We start from the raw sequence: 26679 nt of genomic DNA, 5'->3' as shown, positions 1-26679 counted from the left end.
AGGCGTGTGTTATGGCACTACTTGAAGTCCGTGACCTGAGCGTCAATTTCGATACGCAGGATGGCACTGTGACCGCCGTCGACAAGATCAGCTTTGATCTTGAAGCGGGTGAAACCCTTGGCGTTGTGGGGGAAAGCGGATCGGGCAAAAGTCAGACGGTTTTTGCGATCATGGGGCTACTGGCCCAGAACGGGAAGGCCACGGGATCGGTCAAGCTTGAGGGGCAAGAGATCCTGAACATGCCGCTGGCGCAGCTCAACAAAATCCGCGCCGAACGTATCGCGATGATCTTTCAGGACCCGATGACCTGCCTGAACCCGTTTCTGCGCGTCTCGGATCAGATGGCCGAGGTGCTGACCCACCACAAGGGGATCAGCAAATCGGCCGCTGTGAAACAGGCGGTCGACATGCTGGATGCGGTGCGCATTCCCGAAGCGAAGAAACGCGTGACCATGTATCCGCACGAGTTTTCCGGCGGCATGCGCCAACGCGTGATGATTGCCATGTCGCTTCTGTGCAAGCCGGATATCCTTGTTGCGGATGAGCCGACAACGGCGCTGGATGTGACGGTGCAGGCGCAGATCATGACCCTGCTGGAAGATCTGCAAAAAGAGTTCAACATGGCCATTGTGCTGATCACGCACGACCTTGGGGTCGTCGCGGGGTCGTGCAAGGAAACGCTTGTGATGTATGGCGGTCAGCAGATGGAATATGGCACCACCACGGGCCTCTTTGAAATGCCGACCCATCCCTACACGATGGGCCTTTTGAAGGCCGTGCCGCGTCTGGATATCGAAAGTGATACCTTGGCGACCATTCCCGGCAGCCCGCCCAATATGATGAACATGCCCAAGGGGTGCCCGTTCTCGCCGCGTTGCGATTTTGCCGATGACCGCTGCGCCATCGAACGCCCGACGCTGGATGGCGTCACGGGCCGCGCAGTGCGTCGGCGGGCCTGCCTGAAACCGTTGGAGGCGCTGTCATGAATGTACAATCTCCTCTTTTGTCTGTGCGCGACCTGAAGGTCTGGTTCGACATCAAACGTCAGGGCGCGATGCCCTGGACGCCAACCGACAAGCTGAAGGCTGTGGATGGGATCGACTTTGACCTGATGCCCGGCGAGACCCTCGGCATTGTGGGCGAAAGCGGCTGCGGCAAGTCCACGCTGGCGCGCGCCATCATGCGTATGGTGCCAGCCGAGGCCGGCACGGTTCTGTGGTTGGGCGATGACCTTTTGAAGCTGAAAAAGCGCGATATGCGCGAGCATCGCAAAGAGATGCAGATGATCTTTCAGGATCCACTGGCCTCGCTGAACCCGCGTATGACCATTGGTCAGATCGTGGCGGAACCTCTGAAAACCCATCACCCGAACCTGTCTGCACAGGAGGTGAAAGACCGGGTGCGCGAGGTGCTGGATCGCGTCGGCATCCTGCCCAACATGATCAACCGCTACCCGCACGAATTTTCGGGCGGGCAGTGTCAGCGCATCGGGATCGCGCGCGCGCTGATCGTGAAACCTCAGCTGATCATCTGTGACGAACCGGTTTCCGCGCTGGACGTGTCCATTCAGGCGCAGGTGATCAACCTTCTGATGGAAATTCAGGAAGAGATGGGGCTGAGCCTGATCTTCATCGCGCATGACCTCTCTGTGGTGAAACACATCTCGACCCGCGTGATGGTGCTTTATCTTGGTAACGTGGTCGAGATCAGCGAGGCCGATCAGCTCTATCGGTCACCGGGCCACCCCTATACCGAGGCGCTGATCTCTGCCGTGCCGATCCCGGACCCTGCTGCGGAAGCCTCGAAAGAGGTGATGATCCTTGAGGCTGATTTGCCATCGCCTTTGAACCCGCCATCGGGCTGTGTGTTCCGCACACGTTGCCCGATCGCCGGGCCGGAATGTGCCGAAAGCAAACCTCCGCTCACGGATCGCGGCAATGGCCAGCAAGTGGCCTGCCACAAACGCTAGGGAAAGCCCCGGCCCCTGACAGTCAGGCGGCCGGGGTTTTACTTTTCTGTGGCGGGAAAACCGATCTCGTCCAATGCGTCGATGACCGCAGTGGGTGCCAGACCGTCAACCTGCACCTCGCGGCCCTGCATGTCGAACTTCAGGGTGACCTTGCCGAGCCCTTCCAGCGCTTCGGTGATCGCGGCTTTACAATGGCCGCAGCTCATATCGGGGACGTGAAAAGTGGTCATGATGGCTCCTTTCGGTTTCCCCCCGTGAATAGCGCAGCAATCACATGCGTCAATGCCGCTTTGCCCTTGACCTTCCAGTGACTGGAATCCCTATCTATACCCTGTCACACCGGAGAATCTGATGGCTGCCCTGAAAACACTGACACTTGAGCTGGAAAACCTGTCCTGCGCGTCTTGCGTTGGGCGGGCCGAGCGAGCCTTGCACGCGGTCGAGGGCGTGGACACGGCCCCCGTGAACCTTGCGACGGAAACCGCGCGGGTGTCTTTTGCTGCGCCCGCCAATACCGAAAGCCTTGCCACGGCACTTGATCGCGCGGGCTATCCGGCACGACGCGACACGGTGGTTCTGGACGTGTTCTCGATGTCCTGCGCGGCTTGCGTGGGCCGGGTCGAGCGGATGCTGAAAGCCACACCGGGTGTGCTGGATGCGCGTGTGAACTTGGCCTCTGAACGCGCCTTCGTGACCTTTTTGACCGGGTCCGTTACGCCCGAGGCGCTGTCGGCCAAGATCACGAAGGCAGGTTTCCCGACGATCCCGCGCGCCGACAGCAGCACAACCGGGCCGCGCAACAAGGCGGATGAGGCACGGGTGTTGAAACGCAAAGCACTGCTTGCCGCCGCGCTCACCCTGCCGGTCCTCGTGATCGAGATGGGCGGGCATCTCTATCCGCCGTTCCACCATTGGGTCATGCACAATATTGGGCAGGCCACGTCCCATTGGCTTCAGTTGATCATGACGACGCTGGTCCTGTTCGGCCCCGGTCGCCTGTTCTTCGCCAAGGGGATCCCGGCGCTCGCGCACGGCGCACCCGAGATGAACGCGCTGGTCGCTTTGGGGGCCAGTGCGGCCTATCTTTACTCGCTCGTCTCCATGCTGGTCCCCGTTGCTTTGCCGCCCGGTACGGCCAATGTCTATTTCGAAGCCGCCGCAGTCATTGTCACCCTGATCCTAGTGGGTCGCTGGATGGAGGCCCGCGCCAAGGGCCGCACCGGCGAAGCGATCCGTGCGCTGGTTGAACTGGCCCCGGACGAAGCGACCGTCGAGGTCGAGGGCCGCATGATCACCCGTCCCGTCGCGCAGGTCATCACCGGCGAGGTCATCGTGATCCGCCCCGGCGAACGCGTGCCGCTGGACGCCGAGGTGACCGAGGGCGAGAGCCTTGTCGATGAAAGCATGATCACCGGCGAGCCTGTCCCCGTCGCAAAAACCACAGGCAGCGCCGTCACCGGAGGCACCGTGAACGGCACCGGCGCACTGAAGGCCCGCGTGACCGCCGTTGGCCCCGATACGATGCTGTCCCAGATCGTGCGCATGGTCGAAGACGCTCAAGGCGCGCGCCTGCCCATTCAGGCTTTGGTCGACCGGATCACCGCAGTTTTTGTGCCTGTGGTGATCGCGGTGGCTCTGCTGACCGTGGCCATCTGGCTTTCGTTCGGGCCGAATCCCGCACTGGGACTGGCACTGGTCGCAGGGGTGTCGGTTCTAATCATCGCCTGCCCCTGCGCGATGGGTTTGGCGACGCCCACGTCGATCATGGTCGGCACCGGGCGGGCTGCGCAACTGGGCGTTCTTTTCCGGCAGGGGGATGCGTTGCAGGCATTGCAGTCCGTGGACGTAGTTGCTTTTGACAAGACCGGCACGCTGACCGAGGGGAAGCCCAGCCTGACCTCATTCAAAGTGGACAAAGGCGAAGATGAGAACACTCTTCTGGCCATGATCGCAGGGGCTGAAGCCCAAAGTGAACACCCATTGGCTGAAGCCATTCTGACCGGGGCAAAAGCACGGGGCATCACGCCTGCGAAAGTGGAAGCCGTTCAAAGTGAAACCGGTTTTGGCTTGTCTGCCACGGTGGATGGCAAGCGGTTGTTGATCGGATCGCAGCAGTTCATGGCGCGCGAAGGGGTGCCTTTGTCCGATTTGGTGGATCGCGCCGATCCGCTTCGCGGAGAGGGCCAGACGGTTTTCTTTGCTGCTGTCGACGGACGTCTAGCTGCGCTGATTGGCGTGGCTGACCCGGTAAAGACAGATACGGCGCGTGCCCTTCAAGCCTTGCACGCTGAGGGCAAAAAGCTTGCCATGATCACTGGCGATGACCCGGCGACAGCGGCAGCCATTGCTGACCAGCTTGGTCTTGATCATGTGGTTGCCGGGGTCATCCCCGGCGAGAAGTTGCAAACCATCGCTGACATGCAAGCCAAGGGCCAGAGGGTGGCTTTTGTGGGTGATGGCATCAACGACGCGCCCGCGCTGGCACAGGCGGATGTGGGCATCGCCATCGGCACCGGGACGGATGTGGCGATCGAAGCCGCCGACGTTGTGTTATCGTCGGGCGCTTTGTCGGGTGTTGTGAACGCGTTTGACATCAGCCGCCGGACCATGAGCAATATCCGGCAAAACCTCTTTTGGGCGTTCGGCTACAACGTCGCGCTTGTGCCCGTGGCTGCCGGTGTCCTCTATCCGCTTTGGGGCGTGCTCTTGTCGCCGATGCTGGGGGCAGGGGCGATGGCAGCGTCCTCGGTTCTGGTGCTGACAAACGCGCTTCGTCTGCGGTTCATTCGCCCGGTTCTGGAGGAACGGCCATGAATATTTCCGACGCGGCAAAGCACACCGGACTGCCCGCAAAAACCATCCGGTATTATGAAGATATCGGGCTGATCACGCCCATGCGCGACCTGAACGGTTATCGCGTTTTTCGCGAGACAGAGCTGCACAAACTCACCTTCCTTGCCCGCGCCCGGGCGCTTGGCTTTTCCATTGAGGATTGCCGTGCGCTGCTTGCCCTATACGAGGATCAGTCCCGCGCCAGTTCTGATGTCAAACGCATTGCCCGTGCTCATCTGGACGAGATCGAGGCGAAGATCGCTGACCTCAACGCCATGCGTGATACGCTGTCGACCCTTGTACAGGCCTGCGCGGGGGACAGCCGCCCGGATTGTCCGATCCTGCAGGGGATTGAGCCTTCGCGAAAAGCTTGAGGCACATCAAAGACAGCACCGTGGCAGGCGGTATGAAAGGGCTGCGGAGGAGAGGTTTTCGTCACCCTAGGTGACATTTGCGCGAAGGAACGTTTCCGATGGACAAAAGTCCGCTTAGCCCCCTGTTTGACCCTCATTCTGTTGCCATGTTCGGGGCCAGCCCGAAGGGCAGCTCTGTCGGGGCAATGGCCTATCGCAACCTGATCTCGCGCGGGTTCGAAGGCCCGATTTATCCGATCAATCCCAAATACAAAGCCATTGGCGAAGCTACCTGCCATGCGCGCATCGGTGATGTGCCGGACGAGGTGGACCTGGCCGTGATCGCAACACCTGCGCGCACTGTGCCCGCTATCATGCGTGACTGCGCAGAGGCCGGCGTGAAAGCTGTTATCGTTTTGTCGGCGGGTTTTGGCGAAGGCGATGGCAGCGGCAAGGGTCTGGAAGCGCAGGTTGAAGCCATTGCGCGCAAAGGCGGCATTCGGTTTATGGGGCCGAACTGCGTCGGCTTGGTGCGCCCATGGCTAGGGCTTGATGCGACGTTCCTGCGGTCGCAAACGCCGAAAGGGCGTCTGGCGCTTGTGTCGCAATCGGGCGCGTTGATCAGCGCCATTGCCGATTGGGCCGCGCCGCATCATTCGGGGTTTTCGGCCATGGTCAGCCTTGGCAACTCCACGGATGTCGACTTTGGCGACACGCTGGATTTCCTGGCAACCGACCCGCACACAGATGCAATTTTGCTCTATATTGAGGGCATCAAGGACGCCCCCAATTTCATGTCAGCCCTCAGACGCGCTTCGCGGTTGAAGCCGGTTGTTGTGCTGAAATCTGGCCGCCATGCGGTCAGTTCCGAAGCGGCGCACACCCATACAGGCGCGTTGATCGGATCAGACGAGGTGTTCGATGCCGCGCTGGAGCGTGCGGGCGCGGTCCGGGTGGACACGCTGGGACAGCTGTTTGCGGCCGCCGAGCTTTTGGCCAACACCAAGAAAACATCCGGTGACCGGCTGTGTATCATCACCAATGGTGGTGGCGCGGGCGTGTTGGCGGCAGATCGCGCCGGTGATCTGGGGCTGTCTTTGCCGCCTTTATCTGTGGACACGAAAAAACTGCTCGACAAGGTCTTGCCCCCTTACTGGAGCCACGCAAATCCAGTCGATATTCTGGGCGATGCCACCCCGGACGCCTATGGTGCGGCTGTCAAGGCCGCGATGGCAGACCCGGACAATGATGGCGTGTTGGTGATGTTGACCCCGCAGGCGATGACCGACGCGGTCGCGGCGGCGAAATCCGTGATTGACGCCTTGCCCGCGCGGCGCCGCAAGCCGCTGCTGGCCTGTTGGATGGGGGAAAGCTCGGTCGTCGAGGCGCGCAATCTGTTGTCTGAAGCGGGCGTGCCTGATTTTGACACGCCTGAACGTGCGGTGGAAGGTTTCAGCTATCTTGCCCAGCACCACCAGAACCGCAAACTGGCGCTGGAGGTGCCGCGTGCGCGTGCCTTTGAAAAAGGGCTTGATCTGGACGGTGCGCGCATGATCATCGCAAGCGCGTTGTCCGAGGGGCGCAAGATGCTGTCGGACACGGAAAGCAAAGCGCTTTTGCGGGCCTTCAACATTCCGGTGAACATGACGATCGAGGCGCGCTCGCCCGCAGATGCGCTTGTGGCCGCCGAAACGGTGGGCTTCCCGGTGGCGATGAAAATCTCGTCTCCGGACGTGTCGCACAAGACCGATGTGGGCGGGGTGCGCATCAATGTGGCGCATGCGGCCACTGTGACCCGCGCCTATCACGAGATTACAGCCAGCGTGAAAAAAGCTCTGCCCGAGGCCCGGATTTCCGGTGTGACGGTCGAGGCCATGGCCGATCTGCGTCATGCCCGCGAATTGGTGATCGGGGCCAGCCGCGACCCGGTCTTTGGACCCACGATCCTGTTTGGGGCGGGCGGCACGATGGTCGAGGTTATGCGCGATAGCGCCGTGGCACTGCCGCCCTTGAATGCGGTTCTGTCTGATCGGCTGATTAACAAAACGCGCGTGTCAAAAGCGCTGGACAGTTTTCGGGACTATGACCCGGTCGACCGGGGCGCGCTTGTCGATGTGCTGAAACGCATCTCGATCATTCTGAGCGAACTGCCCGAGGTGACCGAGATGGACATCAACCCGCTTTTCGCGGGGCCTGATGGGGTGCTGGCCGTGGATGCGCGCATTTCCGTGGCCCGCCCGCCGGCGAAGGACGGGCGCTATGATCACATGGCCATTCACCCCTATCCGCGACACCTTGCGCGCGAGACATTCCTGTCGGACGGCACGCCGCTGATGATCCGTCCGATCCGGCCAGAGGATGCAGAGTATGAACAAGAGTTCATGCGCGATTTGTCCAAGGAAGCCAAGCAGATGCGCTTTATGGGATCGGTGAACGAGCTGAGCCCTGAGATGCTCGCCCAGTTCACCCAGATCGACTATCGCCGCGAAATGGCGCTGGTTGCCATGGCCGAGATCGAGGGGCGCGACGTGCAGGTCGGTGTGGCGCGCTATGTCATCAACCCGGATCAGAAAAGCTGTGAGTTTGCCATCGTGGTGTCCGATCGCATCCAGCATCAGGGGCTTGGGACAAAGCTCATGAAAGGTCTGTTCAGTGCGGCGCAGGATCATGATCTGGAAGTGATTGAAGGGACGGTTTTGAAGAAAAACGAACCCATGCTGCGCTTGATGAAAGAACTTGGCTTCACCCAGCGGCCCGACCCGGATGACCGCGACGTGGTGATCGTCGAACGCTGGCTGTAACGGAATATCAGACGAAGGATTGGGGGAGGAAACCACATGCTGTCCATCATCTCGCACAGGGAATGTCGCGACCATGACGCAGGGCCAATGCACCCGGAAAGCAAGGCGCGGCTGGATGCGATCAACAACCAGCTGATCATGTCGGGTATGGACTATGTGGTGCGCCATCACGATGCGCCCTTGGTCACGCGCGATCAGTTGGAACGTGTGCATAACAGCGACTATCTGGATCGGGTCTATGCTCTGGCGCCGGGGCAGGGCATGGAAAGTGTCGAAGTGGACGGCGACACGGTGATGAGCCCGGGCACGCTGAAAGCCGCTGAACGGTCTGCCGGGTCGGGGTGTCTGGGCGTTGATCTGGTCATGTCGAAAGAGGCCAACCCGATTTTCTGCATGGTTCGCCCGCCGGGCCATCACGCCGAAAGCGATAAGGCGATGGGGTTTTGTCTGTTCAACAACATTGCTGTGGCCGCGGCCCACGCGCTTGAGGCGCATGGGCTGGAACGCGTCGCCATCATCGACTTCGACGTTCACCACGGCAATGGCACCGAAGAGATTTTCAAGGCCGAGCCGCGCGTGCTGTTCTGTTCCAGTTTCCAGCACCCGTTCTACCCCTTCACGGGGCACGAGAAAGAGACCGACAACCTCGTGGACATTCCCCTGTCCGCCGGTGCCGGCAGTGCCGAGTTTCGCGAGGCTGTCTCGGGCCACTGGATCCCACATCTGCGTGACTTCAAGCCGGAATTTGTCTTCATTTCCGCAGGGTTTGACGCCCATGTGGCCGATGACATGTCCAGCGTTCAGCTGACGGATGCGGATTATGAATGGGTCACGCGCGAATTGAAGGGTGTGGCCGATGAGTTTGCCGAAGGCCGGATCGTCTCGATGCTGGAAGGCGGATACGAACCGGATGTGCTGGCCCGCTCCGTCGTCAAACATCTGGACGTGTTGCTGGGTTAACTGAACCGCGTGACGTTAAGACTTGTAACAGACTTGGCGTCCAACTCTGGTGGCCTGCCACCCAGAATATCTGCCAGCAATTGCGATGCGGCAGGGCTGGATTGCATGCCGTATCCGCCTTGCCCCGCGAACCAGATAAAGTCTGGATCGTCCGGCGCAGGGCCAATGGCAAGATTGCCGTCGGGTGTGAAACTGCGCAGCCCGGCCCAGTTCGAAATCACGCGGGTGACGGGCTCAGAAACCATCTCTTGATAGCGCGCCAGCCCCTCGGCCAGAACCATGTCATCCGCCCACGCGTCATGTGGGGTGGAAGGTTCTGCATCCGCAGGTGACACGATCAGTGCGCCCGCGTCGGGCTTTGCGTACCACGTCTCTCCTGCGCCCAGCACCATTGGCCAGCCAGACACGTCCAACCCGCCCGGCGCAGGGATACGCGCCATGGAGCGGCGCAAGGGGCGGATGCCAACGGGGGCGACGCCGGCCATGGCGGCAACTTCATCCACCCATGCGCCCGCCGCGTTTACAAGCTTGCGCGCTTTGAAATCACCCTTTGGTGTTTGGACCTGCCAGCCGGTGCCCAAGCGTGTAATCCGTGTGACAGGTGCGCCGGTGACAATCTCGCCGTTTTGGCGTGTTTCCCGCGCGAAGCTCTGCACAAGACGGTCTGTGTCGATGTCCCAAGCATCCGCGTGATACCCCGCGCCGCACAGCGCATCCGGGTTCAGGATCGGCATCAGCGCGCAGGCATCCCCGATGCTGATGGCGTCCAGCTTCATCTTGTCCAAATCACTGGCGAGCTGCGCCTCACCCCCCTTGGCGCCGACCACCATGAACCCGCGAGGAGACAGGACCCGAGCCGTTTCATGGAAGCTGCGCGAGGCGTGGTTCAACGCAACGACCGCCTCAGTCCCATAGCTTTCTTCGAACAGGGCGGCAGACCGGCCAGACGCATGATAGGCAAGCGCGTCTTCTGCTTCCAGCACACGCACAGTGCCAAGCTGCGCCAGACGCGCCCCCGCCGAGGTGCCCGCAATGCCGCCCCCAATGATCAGAAAGTCATCCATGTTCTTCGATCCTGTCTGTGGCTGGGGCAGGTGTTGGGGTCAGGGCGGTAAGACGATCCCGCTCTTCGGGCGACATCTTGATGCTTAACGCATCCAGCGAGGGGCGGAGTTGCTCAAGCGACCGCGCCGACAGGATTGGAGCTGGGCGTGATGAATGGCTCGCAGCCCAAGCAACAGCCAGGGTCGCGGGATGCACACCCACCGCGTCGGCAATTTCCGGCAGCTTCGCGGCCGCTTCGTGCATCCAACCCAAGCCATAGCGCGCGCCGTAGCGGTGATCTTCGGACAATCGGCCTGTGCCGCCAGCTGCATATTTCCCGGTCAAAAGACCACCACCCAGCGGAGAATACGTAACGGCCAGTATGCCCTCGGCGGCGCACATGGGAAGTATCTCAACCTCGGCCTGGCGCTTCACAAGGCTGTACATCGGTTGGACGATGTCGATTTTGGTTCCAAGGTTTATCGCGATTGCCTGAGCTTTCATGACCTGCCACGCGGCAAAATTGGACACGGCAAGATAACGGGTCTGTTTTTGGGCCTGTAACTCGGCAAGCAGGTCGATCTGTGCCTCAAGGGACAGGTTGGGATTGAAGCGATGCAAATAGAGGATGTCTACACTGTCCAGCCCCAGCCGGGCGCGTGACATGTCGAACTGGCTGCGCAGAGCCTCGACGTTATCCGGGGCGTCATAACCGATTTTGGTCCCGATGATCAGGCGCGCACGCAAAGGGGCGATAAACTGCCCCAGATATTGTTCTGCCGCGCCGCCGGTATAGAGATTTGCGGTGTCGAAATGCGTGATGCCTGCTTCGATACACGCGTCAAACATAGCCCGTGATGCAGCCAGATCAGCCTGATCGCCAAACTGCATCGTCCCAAATGCAAAACGGCAGGAGGCTGTGCCATCTATCGAGATCAGTTCCGTCATGGCGCGACCCTGACATGCGATTTGGAAAAGGAAAAGGCCCCGCTTGATGCGGGGCCTGATATTCGGGCGGCTCACCAAGCCGGAGTGCGAAGGGACGCCCTCACATTCGCCCGAAATCCTCTTTGCTGATCACCCCGTCACCGTTGCGGTCCTGTTTGGGAAACCAGATATCAACACCGGCTAGAAACTCTTCGCGGGTTACCTGCCCGTCGCCATCAAGATCCGCGTTCTCGCGCGTCATGGACATGGCGGCACTGTGTTCGCCCATACCCTGTCCCATGCCTTTCCCTTTTCCTTGACCATGGCCCTTGCCCTGACCTTTACCCTTGCCTTGGCCCTGACCTTTGCCTTGGCCCTGACCCTTGCCGATCCCATGTTCCTTCATGTCGGCCTCGCGCGCCTCGTCAAACATCACATAGTCCTCGGCGCTCAATACGCCATCGTCGTCGGCATCGAAGGTTGTGAAAATATCACCACGGCGTTCGCGTGCCTCTTCGATCGAGACTGATCCGTTCTCGTCCAAATCCCACATCTCGATGAAATGGGCGCCGGGCTGGTTTTCAGCCAAGGCGGGAAGGGCGAACGCCAATGCTGCGGTGGTCAGAATGAATGTTGTTTTGCGCATCGTTACGCTCCGTTTGTTGTCCTCATATGCATATAACGGAATGCAATGGGGTTTCCGTCGCGCTGCACGCAAAAAAAAGCCCCACCGGTGGCGGGGCTCTTTCAGCTTAGGTTTTGATCGATCAGTTCGACGGAATTTCGCCTTCGATGCCTTCAACGTAGAAGCCCATGCCGGCAAGCGTACCGTCATCGGCGGTTTCGCCGTCAGCCAGCCAGGTCGAGCCGTCCTGCTTGTTCAGCGGGCCGGTAAAGGCGTGATAGCTGCCGTCTGACAGGCTGTCACGCAGCGCAATGGCTTCGGCTTTCACATCGGCGGGCACAGCGTCGGTAATCTCGCCGATCTCAACCATGCCGGTCGAAATGCCGTCCCAGGTGGACACGCTTTCCCAGGTGCCATCCATCACGGCCTGGGTGCGGGCGATGTAGTAGGGTGCCCAGTTGTCGATGATCGACGATACGCGCGGGAAGGGGGCGTAGTCGGACATGTCCGAAGCCTGGCCGAAGGTGATCACGTTGCCGGCCTCTTTGGCGGCAGCCTGCGGTGCGGTCGAGTCGGTGTGCTGCAGGATCACGTCTGCACCCTGTTCGATCAGAGCCTTGGCCGCGTCGGCTTCCTTGGCCGGATCAAACCAGGTGTAGGCCCAGATGATCTTGAACTGCACATCCGGGTTCACCTTTTTGGCGTGGATATAGGCCGAGTTGATGCCGCGGATAACTTCCGGGATCGGGAAGGATGCGATGTAGCCGATGATGTTCGACTTGGTCATCTTGCCCGCGATGTGACCCTGAACAGCGCGACCTTCGTAGAAACGGGCCGAATAGACCGACACGTTGTCGGCCTGTTTATAGCCGGTGGCGTGTTCGAATTTCACGTCCGGGAATTTGGCGGCAACGGCAATGGTCGGGTCCATATAGCCAAACGAGGTGGTGAAGATCAGGTCGTGGCCTGACAGGGCCATCTGGGTCATCACGCGTTCTGCGTCGGGGCCTTCGGGCACGTTTTCCACATAGGTGGTTTCAACCTTGTCGCCGAAATGTTCTTCGACGGCCAGGCGGCTTTTGTTATGTTCATAGGTCCAGCCGCCATCGCCAATGCTGCCGACATAGACAAAGCCAACCTTGGTTTTGTCTTCGGCCATCGCGGCCGTGCCCAGGCCGGTGGCCAAAGCGGCGGTTGCCAGAAGTGTTTTCAATACACGCATTTCAGTCTCCCTTGGTGTTTTGAGCAGTTTCGTTGTTGTTGGTGTCTTCCCCGTTCTCGCGGGCCTCGCGAATGCGGCGCTGGATGTTGGTTTCACTTTCCAAAAGCGCCGTCGTCACGATGGCCGAGGGCACGGCGATCACGCCAAGCCCGATGAACAGGACGAAGGTGGTGAAGATCCGCCCGCCGGGCGTGATCGGGAACATGTCGCCATAGCCCACGGTGGTAAAGCTTGCCACCGCCCACCACAGGCTGTTGGGGATCGAGGAAAAGACCTCGGGCTGGGCGTCATGTTCGAAAATATAGATGCCAACGGCGGACACGTAGAGCATCAGCCCCGCAATCACGCCAAAAATGGCAAGCTCGCCGCGCACCTGACGGAAGGCAACCACAAGGCGTTCCATCGCATGGCTGCCGCGAAACAGCTTCAAAAGCCGCACAAGGCGCAGCAGACGGAAGGCGCGCACCACCTGCCATTGCGGGGTCAGGAAAGCGATGGCAGGGGCGAAGGACAAGAAGTCGACAATGCCCCAGAAACTGAACGCATAACGCGCAGGACGTGGAGCCGTGGCCAGACGCAGCACGTATTCCGCGGCAAAGATGATCAGCAATGCCAGTTCAAACTTGAACAGCAGCCCACGCAGTTGCGCAGGCAATTCCGGCATGGTTTCCAGAGCAATCGCGATGGCGGACAAAAGGATCAGAACATCCATCACACGCCCGACATTCACACCCGCAAACGGGGTGTGGCCGTCGAGAATATCGTGGATTTCGGCCTTTGTCATAGACATCCCTTAATGCGTTGCATGGAAACTGCGCCCCAGCGATCCGGGCGCGCCGTGGTTTCCTTTGAACGAGATACCGACAAGCACAAGGATTGTCACCACATAGGGGCTCATTGCCAGAACCTCGACCGGGATCGCGATGCCGGCTGCTTGCAGGTTCAGCTGCAAGACGGTGATGCCGCCGAAAAGATAGGCGCCCAACAGCACGCGCCACGGACGCCAGCTGGCGAAAACAACGATGGCCAGAGCAATCCAGCCCGCCCCCGCGGTCATGCCATCGACCCATTGGGGCACACGCACAAGGCTGATGTAAGCCCCGCCCAGCCCCGCACAAGCGCCGCCAAAGGCAATGGCCAATAGGCGCACGCGGTTCACCTTGTAGCCAAGCGCGTGGGCGGCATCGTGGTTTTCACCCACCCCGCGCAGGATCAACCCCGCGCGTGTTTTGGTTAGCACATACCATGTGGCCGCGACGATGATCAGGCTGACATAAACCATCGGATCGTGTTTGAAGAGGATCGGCCCAAGCACTGGAATATCGGACAGAAGCGGTATGTCCCATTTCGCCATTGTGGGCGCTTTGATGCCCTCATAGGGCTTGCCGATCAGCGCCGATAACCCAAGACCGAAAAGGGTCAGGCCCAGCCCGGTCGCCACCTGATTGGATTTGAGATAGAGCACCAGCAGGCCAAAAAGCATCGACAAAGCCGCGCCTGCCACGGCCGCCGCCACAAAGCCAAAGGCGGGCGCGCCGGTGTTCACGCCAATGGCAAAACCGACCACCGCGCCGGTGATCATCATGCCTTCGACCCCAAGGTTCAGAACGCCTGATTTTTCGACCACGGCTTCGCCAATGGCTGCCAGCAAGATCGGCGTGGCCGCCACCATCAGCGAGGCCAGAAGCAGGATCGGGTTGATCTGTCCAAAATCCATGATCGTCGCTCCTATTGTGCCTGCGCCGGGCGTTTCAGCCGCAGCCGGTAATGTGACAGCATGTCCATCGCCAGAAGGAAGAACATCAACATGCCCTGGAACATCTGGATGGCCGCACCGGGCAGGCCCAGCATCAGCTGCGCCAGTTCGCCACCAATATAGGTCAGTGCCATCAAAAGCCCCGCGAGCAGGATGCCAATGGGGTGCAACCGGCCCAGAAACGCCACGATGATCGCGGTGAACCCATAGCCTGCGTTGAACTCGATGGTGATCTGACCTGACGGGCCAGAAACCTCAAACAGCCCCGCAAGCCCGGCCAGCGCGCCAGATGCGCCCAGACAAAAGAGCACCAGCCGCGTTGGATTGACACCGGCAAATCGTGCGGCACGCGGGGCCTCGCCCGTCAGGCGCACCTGAAAGCCCAGCATGTGACGGGTCAGAAGGATGTAAGACAGGATCACCGCAATGAAGGCTGCGGCCACACCCCAATGCATGCCGGTGCCCTCGATGATCTCGGCGTTGTAGGCGGCCGGAAAGTCGCGGAAGTTGCGCGATCCGGGAAAGCCCATGCCTTCGGGATTTTTCAAAAGCCCTTGGCTGACCGAGGCCAGCATGTTCTCGGCCACATAGACCAGCATCAGGCTGACAAGAATTTCGTTGGTGCCAAATTTCACTTTCAAAAAACCGGGGATCATGGCCCAAGCCCAGCCGCCAAGCGCACCGGCCAGCACCATGGCCGGGAAAATCAGCACGCTTTCAGACGGATAAAAGGCAAGCCCCACGGCGGCACCACAGATGGCACCCATGATGTATTGACCCTCGGCGCCAATGTTCCAGATGCCCGCGCGAAAGCCCAAAGACAGGCCGATGGCGATCAGGATCAGTGGCCCGGCCTTCACCAGAAGCTGAGGCCGCGAGTAAGGCCCGAAGGTTTCGTGAAATAGCGGGTCCCAGAAGATGGTGCGGATGGCTTCGATTGGGTCCTTGCCCAGTATCCAGAACATGATGCCGCCTGCGATCATTGTGGCGACCACCGCCAGTACCGGGGTTGCGAAGGCCCAGAATTTTGACGGCTGCGGGCGTTTTTCCAGACGGATCATGCGGCCACCTCGCCTTCTCCACCACCCATCATCAGGCCGATTTCCTCGACGCTTAGGTTTTGGGTTGGGACGGGTGGGGCGATGCGGCCCTCGTTCAATGCGGTGAAGCGGTCGGCAATTTCCATCAGCTCGTCCAGATCCTGACTGATCACGATCACTGCCGCCCCCTTATGGGCCAAATCCAACAAGGATTGCCGGATCGAGGCCGCAGCGGCGGCATCCACCCCCCATGTGGGCTGGTTCACCACCAACACGTCAGGATCTTGCAAGACCTCGCGTCCGATCACGAATTTCTGCAGGTTTCCGCCAGACAGTGATCCGGCAGCATTGTCCGTGCCGGGCGTGCGCACATCGAAGGCCTCGATGATGCGGCGGGCGAAGCTTTCGGTTTTGCTCCAGCGCAAGAAGCCGCGTTCCACAAGGTTTTCGCGAACCGCACCAGTCAACAGCGCGTTTTCTGTCAGGCTCATATTTGGGGCGGCGGAATGACCCAGCCGTTCTTCAGGGGCGGTCAGAAGACCGCGCGCACGGCGCGTATTGGGGGGCAGGGTGTTGATCTCTGCGCCGGCCAGTTTGATCGATCCCGCGTTGGCGCGCGCTTCGCCAGACAAAACCGCCAGCAGCTCGTCCTGCCCGTTGCCGGCCACACCGCCAATGCCCAGAACCTCGCCCTTGCGCACGCTCAGGCTGACATTTTTCAGGTTCACGCCAAACTCGTTGATAGAGGTCATGGAAACCGCGTCCAATGACAGGGCTTCTTCCCCCGGCTCCCAGTGTTCGCGCGATGGCACGTGCAGCGTATCGCCCACCATCATCTCGGCCAGCTCGCGGGCTGATTTTTCCCGCGGGTCGCAGGTGTCCACCACCACGCCATGGCGCAGGATCGTGGCGTGTTCACACAGGCTGCGGATTTCCTCCAGCTTGTGCGAGATATATAGGATCGCGGTGCCTTCAGCTGTCAGCTTGCGCAGGGTTTCGAAAAGAATATCAACCTCTTGTGGTGTCAGAACACTGGTCGGTTCATCCATGATCAAAAGCTTGGGATTTTGCAAAAGGCAGCGAATGATCTCGACCCGCTGGCGTTCGCCGGCCGACAGATCACCCACGGTTCGATCGGGGTCCAGAGGCAACCCATAGGCCTGGCTGACCTCGCGGATGCGGGCCGATAACTCACGCGGAGAGGGCGGATTATCCATGCCAAGCGCGATGTTTTCGGCGACAGACAGTGCATCAAACAGGCTGAAATGCTGAAACACCATGGCGACACCCGCGGCGCGTGCAGCGGCTGGGTTCACGGGGGTGAAGGCCTCGCCCTTCAGGGTCATTTGCCCCGCATCGGGCTTCACCAGCCCATAGATCATCTTGACCAAAGTCGATTTGCCCGCGCCGTTTTCGCCCAACAGGGCGTGAACTTCGCCGGGCAGCAGCGAAAACGAAACCTGATCGTTTGCCACAACGCCCGGATAGGCTTTCGTCAGCCCGTTAAGCGTCATGAGCGCGTCAGTCTGGCGCAAATCCCCTGTCAAATGACATCCCCCTGTCGTGATGCGTGGTATTTGTTTTTTTGTTTTGTGCCACGCTCTTAAGTAGCGCGGTCGAGACCCCCAGAGCAATGGCTTGTGGGTGTTTTCCAAGGCTTGGATCACCGATTGGGCAGGTGATCCGATCAATTTTTGTGCTGTTATGGCCCAAAGCCGCCAGTCGTTTTCGAAAACGCGCCCATTTGGTGGCCGATCCGATCAGCCCGGCGCTTGCGAAGTCCCGCAATAGAATCGCATGGGTGATCTCCAGATCCATGACGTGGCTATAGGTCAGAATAAGGTGATGGGCGTTATCCGGTGCAAGCTGTACCGCCGTGGCGGGGTTCGCTGTGGGCAGGGCAGTGACATTGGCTGAGATGTCATCTGGAAAGCGATCCGCAGCCACATCGACCCATGTGATCTGTAGGTTCGGCAAGGGCGAAAGGGTGGCCACCAGCGACCGCCCGACATGTCCCGCGCCATAAATCCAGACCTGATCTGTCGGGCGGGCGATGGGTTCGACCATCCACCCCTGCACAAGCGCCGCCTGGGGCTGTGTGCCTTGGTTACGTGCCGATTTCATCTGTCGTTTGATGGCCAAAGGCATGCCACTGGACCCATCGATGGGTCTGGCGTGCAGCACGTTGTTTTCAAGCGCGCGAACATCGTCGAGCGTCATGACCTCGGACAACAGCGTCACGGCGCCCCCGCAGCATTGCCCCAATGCGGGGCCAAGCGGCAGGCGCTCTATGGTGGGGCTGTTGCCCGTCCTCAGCTGCGCGCGCGCGGACATTGCGGCACGAAACTCCAGCTCGCCCCCGCCGATGGTGCCGGACTGGCCGTCTTCCCAAACAAGCATTGACGCGCCGACGTCACGCGGGGTCGATCCGGCGGCATCGGCGATCACCACCCGCACCACGGCAGGGCGGGTCTCAAGCGCTGCGCGCAGGGCTGTGAGGTCAACCGCCATCGCGCACCCTTTCTACGGCAGCCAGCACTTCTTCGGCGGTCGCGGGGGCGTTCATCGCGTGGTAGCGGTCGCCGCAGCTCGATACCGCGTCTGCCAGCGCAAGCCAGGCCGAAATGCCCAGCATGAACGGCGGCTCGCCGACCGCTTTCGAGCGATAGATCGTGTCTTCGTGGTTTGGCCGGTTCCAAAGCTCCACATTGAAAACGCGTGGGCGGTCGGATGAGGCGGGGATTTTATAGGTAGAGGGCGCATGAGTGCGCAGCACGCCCTTGTCGTCCCAGACCAGCTCTTCCGTGGTCAGCCAGCCAGCGCCTTGCACAAAAGCCCCTTCGACCTGCCCAATATCCAGTGCCGGGTTCAGGCTTTGCCCGGCATCATGGATGATATCGGTGCGCAATATTCGGTTTTCACCAGACAGCGTGTCGATCACAACCTCGGTCAGTGCCACGCCAAGGGCAAAATAGAAAAACGGGCGGCCCTGACCCTTTACACGGTCCCATGTGATCTTGGGCGTCTTGTAAAACCCGGTGGCGGAAAGAGAGATGCGGTTCTGATAGGCCCAGCTTGCGGCCTCGGCGAAAGAAATGCTGCGGGTTTCATCGCCCAGAACGTGACCGTCTTCAAAGCGGATGCAGGCAGGGTCACAGCCCCAGCGATCGGCCAGAAATGATACAATACGGTCGCGTATGGTCGCGCAGGCAACCCGCACGGCCATGCCGTTCAGATCTGACCCGGACGAGGCCGCCGTGGCCGAGGTATTGGGCACTTTCGCCGTGTCAGTTGCGGTGATTTTGACCATGTCCAACGGCACGCCGAACATGGCTGCCGCCACCTGCGCCACCTTTTGAAACAACCCCTGTCCCATTTCGGTGCCGCCATGGTTCAGGTGGATCGAGCCGTCCTGATACACATGCACAAGCGCGCCCGCCTGGTTCAGATGGGTCAGGGTGAAGCTGATGCCGAACTTGACCGGTGAATAGGCCAAGCCTTTCTTTAATATAGGGTTTTCGCGATTAAACTTCTCGACCTCTGCGCGGCGATTGGTGAAATCTGCCTGATCCAGAAGCGTTTCGGTCATGGCAGGGATGTGAAAATCCTCGATTGTTTGCCCGTAATGGGTGGTCTGCCCGTCACGGTAGAAATTCACCTGCCGCACGGTCAGAGCGTCAAGCCCGCGCACCTGCGCAACATGATCCAGAATACGTTCGATCGCGAACACGCCTTGCGGGCCGCCAAACCCCCGGAACGCCGTGGCGGAAGCGGTGTTGGTCTTCAACCGGTGGCTTTCGATCCGCACATTCGGCAGGTAATAGGCGTTATCTGCATGCAGCATGGCGCGGTCCGCGACGGGAAGCGACAGGTCCTGCGCCCAGCCGCATCGCGCCAGTTGGGTCACATCAAGTGCAATCAACCGCCCTTCGTCATCCACACCAGCGCGATAGGACATTCGAAAGTCATGTCGCTTGCCGGTGATGACCATATCATCATCGCGGTCATACCGCATTTTGCAGGGTCGTCCGGTTTTCTGCGCCGCAATCGCACAGGCTACGGCCAACGCGTTGCCCTGACTTTCCTTACCCCCAAACCCGCCGCCCATCCGGCGGGTTTCGACCCGAACCGCGTTCATTGGGGCGCCAATGGCTTCTGCGACCTTGTGCTGTATTTCGGTTGGATGCTGGGTAGAGCTGTGCACCAGCATATCCCCGGCCTCTTGCGGGATGGCCAAGGCGGCCTGACCTTCTAGGTAGAAATGTTCTTGTCCGCCCAGCTCGAAACTGCCCTCAATTACATACGGTGCCGTATGTAGCATTGCCTCCGCATCGCCGCGGGACCAGATGACCGGGCCGGATTCAAACCGGCTGTCTGCATCAAGCGCATCGTCGATGGTCAGGATGGCAGGACGCGGGTCGATGGTCAGCTTGGCCTGTCGCGCGGCTTTGCGCGCCGCTAGGTGGCTGGTGGCGATGACCAGAAAAATCGGCTGACCGTGATAAAAAACCTCGCCCTGCGCCAGCAGAGGTTCGTCATGCACCGATGGCGACACGTCGTTGGCATGGGGCAAGTCAGCCGCCGTAAGCACCGCAACAACACCCGGTGCGTCGCGCACGGCGGAGAAATCGGCGCGCGTGATGACGCCGCGCGCCTCATGGCTTAATCCGAAAGCCAGATGCAGGCAGTTTGATGGTGTCGGGATGTCATCTACATACCGCGCGGCCCCTGTTACGTGCAGTGCTGCCGCATCATGCGGCAAGGATTTTCCGGCGGGTTTTTGCAAGGTCATGGCGTCACCTCCAGCACCGAAACGGTGTCACCATTTGCCTCGTGCCAATACCGCAACAGCATGTTTTCACAGGACTTTAGACGATAACTCGCAGAGGCCCGCATGTCGGACAAAGGGGTGAAATCCTGTGAAAAAGCAGGCAATGCTGCGGTGAGCGTATCCAGTGACCAGGGGCGCCCTTGCAGCGCGCGTTCGACGTGAACGGCGCGTTTTGGAACACCTGCCATACCACCGAAAGCCAGTCGCGCTCGAGTGATCACGCTCGCATCAGTCGTGATATCAATGGCCGCCAAAACCGCCGAGATATCCTGATCGAACCGTTTCGAAATTTTGTAGACTTTCAGCGCGTTTTCTCTGCGCGGAATGGACAATGCTTCGATGAACTCGCCGGGCCTGCGGTCTTGCTTGCCGTAGTCGATGAAGAAATCCTCCAGCGCGATCTGACGGCGGTTGTCGCCGCGCCGCAGATGCAGGGTCGCCCCCAGCGCGATCAAAGGGGGCGGCGTGTCCCCAATGGGGGAGCCATTGGCGATATTTCCGCCAATCGTGGCCGCATTGCGCACCTGCAAAGAGGCAAACCGGCGCAGCATTTCCGAGAAATTCGGGAAATCGGTGGCCAGAATGCTGCGCAGCATTTCGATGCTGACACCGGCGCCAACATGGATCTGACTATCGGTGATCTCGACTTGTTTGAGCGTCTCGATCCCGCCCAGAAAAATCACGGGGTTCAGGTCTTTCAAGCCCTTGGTGACCCATAGGCCAACATCGGTCGCACCCGCGACCAGCGTGGCGTGGGGATTGGACATCAGCGCATGGGCGAGCGCGTCGGTGGAACGCGGTCTGGCCGCCTCCGCCTCCTTGCTCGCGTCAGGGTCCGCCAAGGGCGGCCCTTCCGGTGTGCCGAAACCGTCAGGAACAGGGTCATTTGCCGCCCGGTTTGCTGCACGAATGATTGGGGCATAACCTGTGCAGCGGCAGAGATTTCCGGCCAGAACATCGTCGTGATTGGCATCCCCATTCAGATGTGCCGTGGCCAGGGACATGGCGATTCCCGGTGTGCAAAACCCACATTGCGACCCGTGTTCCGCTATCAGCGCGTCTTGCACCGGGTGTAAATCCGGCCCATTGGACAAGGCTTCGACCGTGGTAAGGCTTTTGCCGTCAAGCTGGCCAAGAAACAGGATGCAGGCATTCATGGATTGCGCGCCATTTTCATCCTGCACCATCACAGTACAGGCGCCGCAATCGCCTTCATTACATCCTTCTTTCGTGCCGGTCAGGCCGCGATCCTCTCGCAGCCAATCCAACGCGGTGCGTGTTGGGTCGACGCCGGTCAGCGCCACGCTCTCTCCGTTCAGAAGAAAGGCGATATTCATGAAATCGTCCTGCCGCGTTACCCTGTTGGTGGCCCCGGATTTGGCGTCCTCGATGCGGCGTAGAAAACGCGCGGGGTGTCTTTTGTTTGGGTTAGCAAAGCCGGGAAAGGGGCCATCGGTCAAGCCCCGAGGTGATTTCGCCATTCGCGGCAGAGCGATCTTTTACCGGGCGCGGTGCTGGTTTAGGGTGCACAAATGAGCAGCCAACCCCGATTCATTCACCTTCGCACCCATACGCAATATTCGCTTCTTGAGGGCGCGGTTCCGGTCAAGAAATTGCCCGGTCTTTGTGCCGCCCATGACATGCCCGCTGTTGCGATCACTGACACGAATAACATGTTTGCCGCATTGGAGTTTTCGGTCACGGCGGCGGGTGAAGGGGTGCAGCCGATCATCGGATGTCAGGTCGATGTGGCCTATGATCCGCCCGCACCGGGCGAAAACGCCAAACCGCCCGCCGCGATGGTGTTTCTGGCGCAGGATGAAGACGGATATGAGAATCTGATGAAGCTCAATTCCTGTCTTTACGTGGATAAATTTGGCGCCGCACCGCAGGTCACGCTGGACGAGCTGGAGGCGCATTCAAGCGGCCTGATTGCGTTGACCGGCGGGGCAGAGGGACCTGTTGGCAGGTTCCTTCAGGCCGGGCAGGCTGCAAAGGCAGAGGCCTTGATGACCCGTTTGCAAGCGGCGTTTGGGGATCGTCTTTACGTCGAGCTTCAGCGGCATCCGGGCGAGGGGGGGCAGCCCACTGAACCAGAGCGTCTGACCGAACGTGGTTTTGTGGAAATGGCCTATAAGCTGGGCATTCCGTTGGTCGCGACCAATGATGTCTATTTCCCGGCCCAAAAGCTCTATGAAGCGCATGACGCGCTGATTTGCATCAAGGAAGGTGCCTATGTCGACCAACAGGACGGCCGCCGCCGCCTGACACCGCAGCACTATTTCAAGTCTCCCGAAGAGATGATCACGCTTTTTGCGGACTTGCCGGAAGCGATTGAAAACACGGTGGAAATCGCGCGACGCTGCGCCTTCATGGCCTATCGTCGCGACCCGATCTTGCCAAAGTTTGCAGATGACGAGGTGGTCGAGCTGCGCCGTCAGGCGAACGAGGGCCTGCAGGCCCGTTTGGCCGTGATCCCCCATGCGGTTTCCGTCGAGGAGTACCAAAAGCGCCTCGATTTTGAACTCGACATTATCGAAGGCATGGGTTTCCCCGGCTACTTCCTGATCGTTGCCGACTTCATCAAGTGGGGCAAGGATCAGGGTATCCCAGTGGGGCCGGGGCGGGGGTCTGGTGCGGGCAGCCTGGTGGCCTATGCGCTGACGATTACCGACCTTGATCCCCTGCGCTATTCGCTTCTGTTCGAACGTTTCCTGAACCCCGAACGTGTGTCGATGCCCGACTTCGATATCGACTTCTGTATGGACCGGCGCGAAGAGGTGATCCGGTATGTGCAGGAAAAATATGGCCGCGACAAAGTGGGACAGATCATCACTTTTGGTGCGCTTTTGTCCAAAGCTGCCGTGCGCGACGTGGGCCGGGTGCTGCAGATGCCTTACGGGCAGGTGGATCGCCTGTCCAAGATGATCCCGGTTGAAGGCGTAAAGCCCGTGTCGATCGAGAAAGCCTTGGCGGATGAACCGCGTCTGCGCGAAGAAGCCAAGGCCGAAGAAGTGGTCGAGCGGCTGCTCACCTATGGTCAGCAGATCGAAGGGCTGTTGCGCAACGCCTCGACACACGCGGCGGGCGTTGTGATCGGGGACCGGCCGCTCGATGCGTTGGTGCCGCTCTATCAGGATCCGCGGTCCGACATGCCTGCGACCCAGTTCAACATGAAGTGGGTGGAACAGGCGGGCTTGGTCAAGTTCGACTTCCTGGGCCTGAAAACGCTGACGGTCATTCAGAATGCTGTGGATTTGATTCGCGGGCAGGGGCGGGATCTCCATACGGGGCCGAATGGAGAGGCGCTCTATGAGCCGCCCGAAGGTGCGGTCAATGAAATCAACGCCATCCCGCTGGATGACGAACCGACCTACAAGCTCTATGCCGCCGCGAAAACCGTCGCCGTGTTCCAGGTGGAATCGACCGGCATGATGGATGCGCTCAGGCGCATGAAACCCACCTGTATCGAGGACATCGTGGCGCTCGTGGCGCTCTATCGTCCCGGTCCGATGGAGAACATCCCGACCTATTGCGAGGTCAAGAACGGGCAGCGAGAGATTGAATCTGTCCACCCTCTGATCGACCATATTCTTGAAGAAACTCAAGGCATTATCGTCTATCAGGAACAGGTTATGCAGATCGCTCAGGTCATGGCGGGTTACTCGCTTGGTGGCGCCGACCTCTTGCGCCGCGCGATGGGTAAGAAGATCAAAGAGGCGATGGACGCCGAACGTCCGAAGTTTGAAAAAGGGGCTGCTGAAAACGGTGTGCCTGCCAAGAAAGCGTCGGAAGTTTTCGACCTTTTGGAAAAGTTCGCCAACTATGGTTTCAACAAATCCCACGCCGCCGCCTATGCCGTGGTCAGCTATCAAACCGCATGGTTGAAAGCCAACCACCCGGTCGAGTTCATGGCCGGTGTGATGAACTGCGATATCCATCTGACTGACAAGCTGTCCGTCTATGCCAATGAAGTGCGGCGCGGGATGGATATCGAGATTGTGCCGCCTTGCGTGAACCGATCGCTTGAGATGTTCAGCGTAGATCAGGGGCGCGTGGTGTACGGGTTGGGTGCGCTGAAAAATGTAGGTGTCGAGGCGATGAAGCTGGTGGTCGAAGGCCGCAAGGTGGATGGCGTCGACAAGCCCTTCGCCACGCTCTTTGACTTTGCCCGCCGCGTGGACCTGAAACGCGTCGGCAAACGCCCGATGGAGATGCTGGCCCGCGCCGGTGCTTTTGATCAGCTCGACCAGAACCGCCGCCGGGTATTTGACAGCCTCGACGGGTTGGTCAGCTACTCCGCCGCGATCCATGAACAGCGCGCGTCCAATCAGGTGTCGCTCTTTGGCGAGGCGGGTGATGATCTGCCCGAACCGCGTCTGTCCCCGGTCGGGGATTGGTTGCCCAGTGAACGGCTGGCGGAAGAGCAGAAAGCGATTGGCTTTTACCTGTCTGGCCACCCGCTGGACGACTATATGGCGGCGCTGAAGCGCAAGCAGGTCATGTCGCTGGCCGAGTTGGAAAAGAAGGCCGAACGCGGCGCGTCCATTGCAAAGATTGCAGGCACGGTCGCCGGGCGGCAGGAACGCAAATCCGCGCGTGGCAACCGATTTGCCTTCGCGCAACTGACTGATCCGACAGGACAATATGAGGTCACGATCTTCTCGGACGTGTTGGAAAAGTGTCGCGATTACCTGGAAACGGGCGCCAATGTGGTGGTCACTGTTGAGGCCACGATGGAAGCTGATCAGCTGAAACTTCTGGCCCGCTCAATCTCGCCCATCGACAACGTGGTGTCTGATGTGGGCGGCATGGCGTTGAAGCTCTACCTCGAAGAGCCTTCGGTGCTGGAACAGGTCGCCTCGCTTTTGAATGATGCGGCAAACAAGGCCAAAAACGTGCGCCCCGGTGAGGTTTCAGTCTGCCTGATGGACCCAAGCCTGCCCGGAGAGGTCGAAATGACCTTGGGCCAGCCCTATCCGCTAAACCCCCAGATCAAAGGGGCTTTAAAGTCGCTGAACGGCGTGATCGATGTTGAAGAGGTTTAGTAACGCAGGTATTGCAACTCAGTGTTGAGTCTAAGAAGAGAATTTCCAAATGAAGAATACCTTTTTTGTGTTTGTTGCGGCTGGCCTTGTTTTGGCAGGGTGCCAATCTAATCAAGCGACCGCTCCTTCCGCGTCGACTTCACCTGAAAACGACGCCACGGTTTCAGCTTCGCAAGCCCCTGTACAGGCCGCGGCACCGACTCGCCGAACGGTTCAAGGTGCACCCGCTCCAACTCGACTGATCGAAATCAGTGCCAACACCAAGCACGATGGCAAGGACATTCCTGCAAAATGCACGCTTCAAAGTGAATTCGATACCTTCACCATCACCACGCCTACGAAGGTTGCCTTGCCTGACTACAGCACAAAATCCCCAACATATGACGTGGTTTGTGTTGCCCCGGGAGCAATTGGGCGTACCAAGCTTGAGCCCAAAAGTGTTCAACAGCGAGAGGCGGTGACCGTGGGCTTTTTGGTCGGCGGAGCAATCGGTGCGAGCTTGGCGCGCGGTATTGCGCCGGAAGAGGGCAGCAAGTTCACATATCCAAAGCTGTATGTTCGCATGCAAGATGCCGAGTAATTTCTAGACTGTTGTCCGCCGCATTCTAGTAATGCGGCGGCCGTTCGTCGCCCAGAACCACCCCGCCTGAATTGCCCTGTTCCCGCTCGGCTTCGCGTTCGGTCAGAATGCGCACCAGATGGGACAGGCGCGCCAGTTCGGCGTCCTGTTTGGTGACAACCTCGTTCAGCTCATCGACCAGAAGGGTCAGATGCGCGATGGTTTCTTCCAGCTGGGTAATACGGTCCTGCGACATGTGGTCCTGATAGCGCGAAGCTGATCGGTGTCATAGCCCCTGTTTTTGATCTCGTTCAGACTGCCCCCAAAAAGGAGGGAAGAATGAGACAGTTCAAAACGGCGTTTGTGGCGGCATGTCTGAGCCTGTTGAGCACAGCGGCATTGGCCTATGATGGCGAGCAATATGTGGTGTGCAACCTGAACCCGGATGGTGACAATTTTCTGGCGTTGCGCAGCTGCGGATCATCCAGCTGCGAGATGAAACGCACGCTTGGCCCCGGCACGTTCCTGATCACGATGGAGCCCGTGGCCACCAAAGGCTGGCGCGAAGTGATCGTGCAACGCGATATCCAGGATTGGTCGTATGATGGGATATCGGGGTGGGTCTATTCAAAATTTATCTGCAAGATCGTGTATCCGTAAGGGATGCCGGGGGCGTTTTTACAAAGGCTTTCCTTGCCCCTGACGCCCCCAT

The 26679-nt window shown here is 59.7% G+C and carries 22 protein-coding genes; 9 read left to right on the top strand and 13 right to left on the bottom strand.

Annotation, left to right across the window (positions count from 1 at the left end; genetic code table 11):
* Positions 1 to 11: 11 nt before the first annotated feature.
* Together ACRY08_RS08295 and oppF are read left to right on the top strand one after the other, a co-directional pair.
* Entirely contained in the window at positions 12 to 986 is a 975-nt protein-coding gene (locus tag ACRY08_RS08295; RefSeq protein WP_432449440.1) for an oligopeptide/dipeptide ABC transporter ATP-binding protein, read from the top strand.
* Positions 983 to 1969, top strand: a complete 987-nt coding sequence (gene oppF / locus ACRY08_RS08290) for a murein tripeptide/oligopeptide ABC transporter ATP binding protein OppF (RefSeq protein WP_432449439.1) — start codon at positions 983 to 985, stop codon at positions 1967 to 1969. The genes ACRY08_RS08295 and oppF overlap by 4 nt, the downstream gene beginning before the upstream one ends.
* A 38-nt stretch (positions 1970 to 2007) precedes the next feature.
* Here oppF and ACRY08_RS08285 read toward each other — a convergent pair whose 3' ends face one another.
* Positions 2008 to 2199, bottom strand: coding sequence for a heavy-metal-associated domain-containing protein (locus tag ACRY08_RS08285; protein ID WP_432449438.1), 192 nt, complete (start codon positions 2197 to 2199; stop codon positions 2008 to 2010).
* A 121-nt stretch (positions 2200 to 2320) separates the two neighbouring features.
* On the opposite strand from ACRY08_RS08285, the gene ACRY08_RS08280 reads away from it, so the two are divergent.
* The 4 genes from ACRY08_RS08280 to ACRY08_RS08265 all read left to right on the top strand — a co-directional run bounded on the left by ACRY08_RS08280 (position 2321) and on the right by ACRY08_RS08265 (position 8915).
* On the top strand, positions 2321 to 4783 hold the full coding sequence (locus ACRY08_RS08280; protein ID WP_432449437.1) for a heavy metal translocating P-type ATPase: 2463 nt from the start codon (positions 2321 to 2323) through the stop codon (positions 4781 to 4783).
* On the top strand, positions 4780 to 5175 hold the full coding sequence (gene cueR, locus ACRY08_RS08275) for a Cu(I)-responsive transcriptional regulator (protein ID WP_432449436.1): 396 nt from the start codon (positions 4780 to 4782) through the stop codon (positions 5173 to 5175). The genes ACRY08_RS08280 and cueR overlap by 4 nt, the downstream gene beginning before the upstream one ends.
* A gap of 98 nt (positions 5176 to 5273) precedes the next feature.
* Positions 5274 to 7955 (top strand): GNAT family N-acetyltransferase, encoded by a 2682-nt coding sequence (locus ACRY08_RS08270; RefSeq protein ID WP_432449435.1) that lies wholly within the window; start codon positions 5274 to 5276, stop codon positions 7953 to 7955.
* A 36-nt stretch (positions 7956 to 7991) separates the two neighbouring features.
* Positions 7992 to 8915 carry a histone deacetylase family protein gene (locus ACRY08_RS08265; protein ID WP_432449434.1) on the top strand — a complete coding sequence of 308 codons (924 nt, stop codon included), beginning with the start codon at positions 7992 to 7994 and terminating at the stop codon, positions 8913 to 8915.
* Here ACRY08_RS08265 and ACRY08_RS08260 read toward each other — a convergent pair.
* From ACRY08_RS08260 to xdhA, 11 genes are all read right to left on the bottom strand, one after another.
* Positions 8912 to 9979, bottom strand: a complete 1068-nt coding sequence (locus tag ACRY08_RS08260; protein WP_432449433.1) for an NAD(P)/FAD-dependent oxidoreductase — start codon at positions 9977 to 9979, stop codon at positions 8912 to 8914. The two genes, ACRY08_RS08265 and ACRY08_RS08260, sit on opposite strands and share 4 nt — an antisense overlap.
* On the bottom strand, positions 9972 to 10907 hold the full coding sequence (locus tag ACRY08_RS08255) for an aldo/keto reductase (protein ID WP_432449432.1): 936 nt from the start codon (positions 10905 to 10907) through the stop codon (positions 9972 to 9974). The genes ACRY08_RS08260 and ACRY08_RS08255 overlap by 8 nt, the downstream gene beginning before the upstream one ends.
* 100 nt (positions 10908 to 11007) lie before the next feature.
* Positions 11008 to 11532: an EF-hand domain-containing protein gene (locus ACRY08_RS08250; RefSeq protein WP_432449431.1), complete on the bottom strand. Its 525-nt coding sequence runs from the start codon at positions 11530 to 11532 to the stop codon at positions 11008 to 11010.
* Between the two features lie 121 nt (positions 11533 to 11653).
* Positions 11654 to 12733, bottom strand: coding sequence for a BMP family ABC transporter substrate-binding protein (locus ACRY08_RS08245; protein WP_432449430.1), 1080 nt, complete (start codon positions 12731 to 12733; stop codon positions 11654 to 11656).
* A gap of 1 nt (position 12734) precedes the next feature.
* On the bottom strand, positions 12735 to 13517 hold the full coding sequence (locus ACRY08_RS08240) for an ion transporter (RefSeq protein ID WP_432449429.1): 783 nt from the start codon (positions 13515 to 13517) through the stop codon (positions 12735 to 12737).
* A gap of 9 nt (positions 13518 to 13526) precedes the next feature.
* Positions 13527 to 14450: an ABC transporter permease gene (locus tag ACRY08_RS08235; protein ID WP_432449428.1), complete on the bottom strand. Its 924-nt coding sequence runs from the start codon at positions 14448 to 14450 to the stop codon at positions 13527 to 13529.
* A gap of 11 nt (positions 14451 to 14461) precedes the next feature.
* Positions 14462 to 15550 (bottom strand): ABC transporter permease, encoded by a 1089-nt coding sequence (locus ACRY08_RS08230; protein WP_432449427.1) that lies wholly within the window; start codon positions 15548 to 15550, stop codon positions 14462 to 14464.
* The gene (locus ACRY08_RS08225) at positions 15547 to 17043 is read right to left on the bottom strand and encodes an ABC transporter ATP-binding protein (protein ID WP_432449426.1); all 1497 of its coding nucleotides are present in this window, start codon (positions 17041 to 17043) and stop codon (positions 15547 to 15549) included. The genes ACRY08_RS08230 and ACRY08_RS08225 overlap by 4 nt, the downstream gene beginning before the upstream one ends.
* Positions 17044 to 17050: 7 nt before the next feature.
* Complete coding sequence (gene xdhC / locus ACRY08_RS08220) at positions 17051 to 18040, bottom strand: xanthine dehydrogenase accessory protein XdhC (RefSeq protein ID WP_432449425.1); 990 nt, start codon at positions 18038 to 18040, stop codon at positions 17051 to 17053.
* Positions 18030 to 20321 (bottom strand): xanthine dehydrogenase molybdopterin binding subunit, encoded by a 2292-nt coding sequence (gene xdhB / locus ACRY08_RS08215; protein WP_432449424.1) that lies wholly within the window; start codon positions 20319 to 20321, stop codon positions 18030 to 18032. Before xdhB ends, xdhC begins: the two co-directional genes overlap by 11 nt.
* Positions 20318 to 21697 carry a xanthine dehydrogenase small subunit gene (gene xdhA / locus ACRY08_RS08210; protein WP_432449423.1) on the bottom strand — a complete coding sequence of 460 codons (1380 nt, stop codon included), beginning with the start codon at positions 21695 to 21697 and terminating at the stop codon, positions 20318 to 20320. The genes xdhB and xdhA overlap by 4 nt, the downstream gene beginning before the upstream one ends.
* Positions 21698 to 21892: 195 nt before the next feature.
* Between xdhA and dnaE the strand changes: the two genes are divergently transcribed.
* Together dnaE and ACRY08_RS08200 are read left to right on the top strand one after the other, a co-directional pair.
* Positions 21893 to 25408 (top strand): DNA polymerase III subunit alpha, encoded by a 3516-nt coding sequence (gene dnaE, locus ACRY08_RS08205; protein ID WP_432449422.1) that lies wholly within the window; start codon positions 21893 to 21895, stop codon positions 25406 to 25408.
* Between the two features lie 49 nt (positions 25409 to 25457).
* On the top strand, positions 25458 to 25988 hold the full coding sequence (locus tag ACRY08_RS08200; protein ID WP_432449421.1) for a hypothetical protein: 531 nt from the start codon (positions 25458 to 25460) through the stop codon (positions 25986 to 25988).
* A gap of 25 nt (positions 25989 to 26013) precedes the next feature.
* Here ACRY08_RS08200 and ACRY08_RS08195 read toward each other — a convergent pair whose 3' ends face one another.
* Positions 26014 to 26223 (bottom strand): SlyX family protein, encoded by a 210-nt coding sequence (locus tag ACRY08_RS08195; RefSeq protein ID WP_432449420.1) that lies wholly within the window; start codon positions 26221 to 26223, stop codon positions 26014 to 26016.
* Positions 26224 to 26306: 83 nt separating this feature from the next.
* Here ACRY08_RS08195 and ACRY08_RS08190 point away from each other — a divergent pair, with 83 nt between their 5' ends.
* Positions 26307 to 26627 carry a hypothetical protein gene (locus tag ACRY08_RS08190; protein WP_432449419.1) on the top strand — a complete coding sequence of 107 codons (321 nt, stop codon included), beginning with the start codon at positions 26307 to 26309 and terminating at the stop codon, positions 26625 to 26627.
* Positions 26628 to 26679 lie beyond the last annotated feature (52 nt).

The organism is Aliiroseovarius marinus, from assembly GCF_050881025.1.
Classification (GTDB): Bacteria; Pseudomonadota; Alphaproteobacteria; order Rhodobacterales; family Rhodobacteraceae; genus Aliiroseovarius; species Aliiroseovarius marinus_A.
Note: the sequence above shows the minus strand (reverse complement) of the source record. Positions and strands in the feature narration are given on the sequence as shown.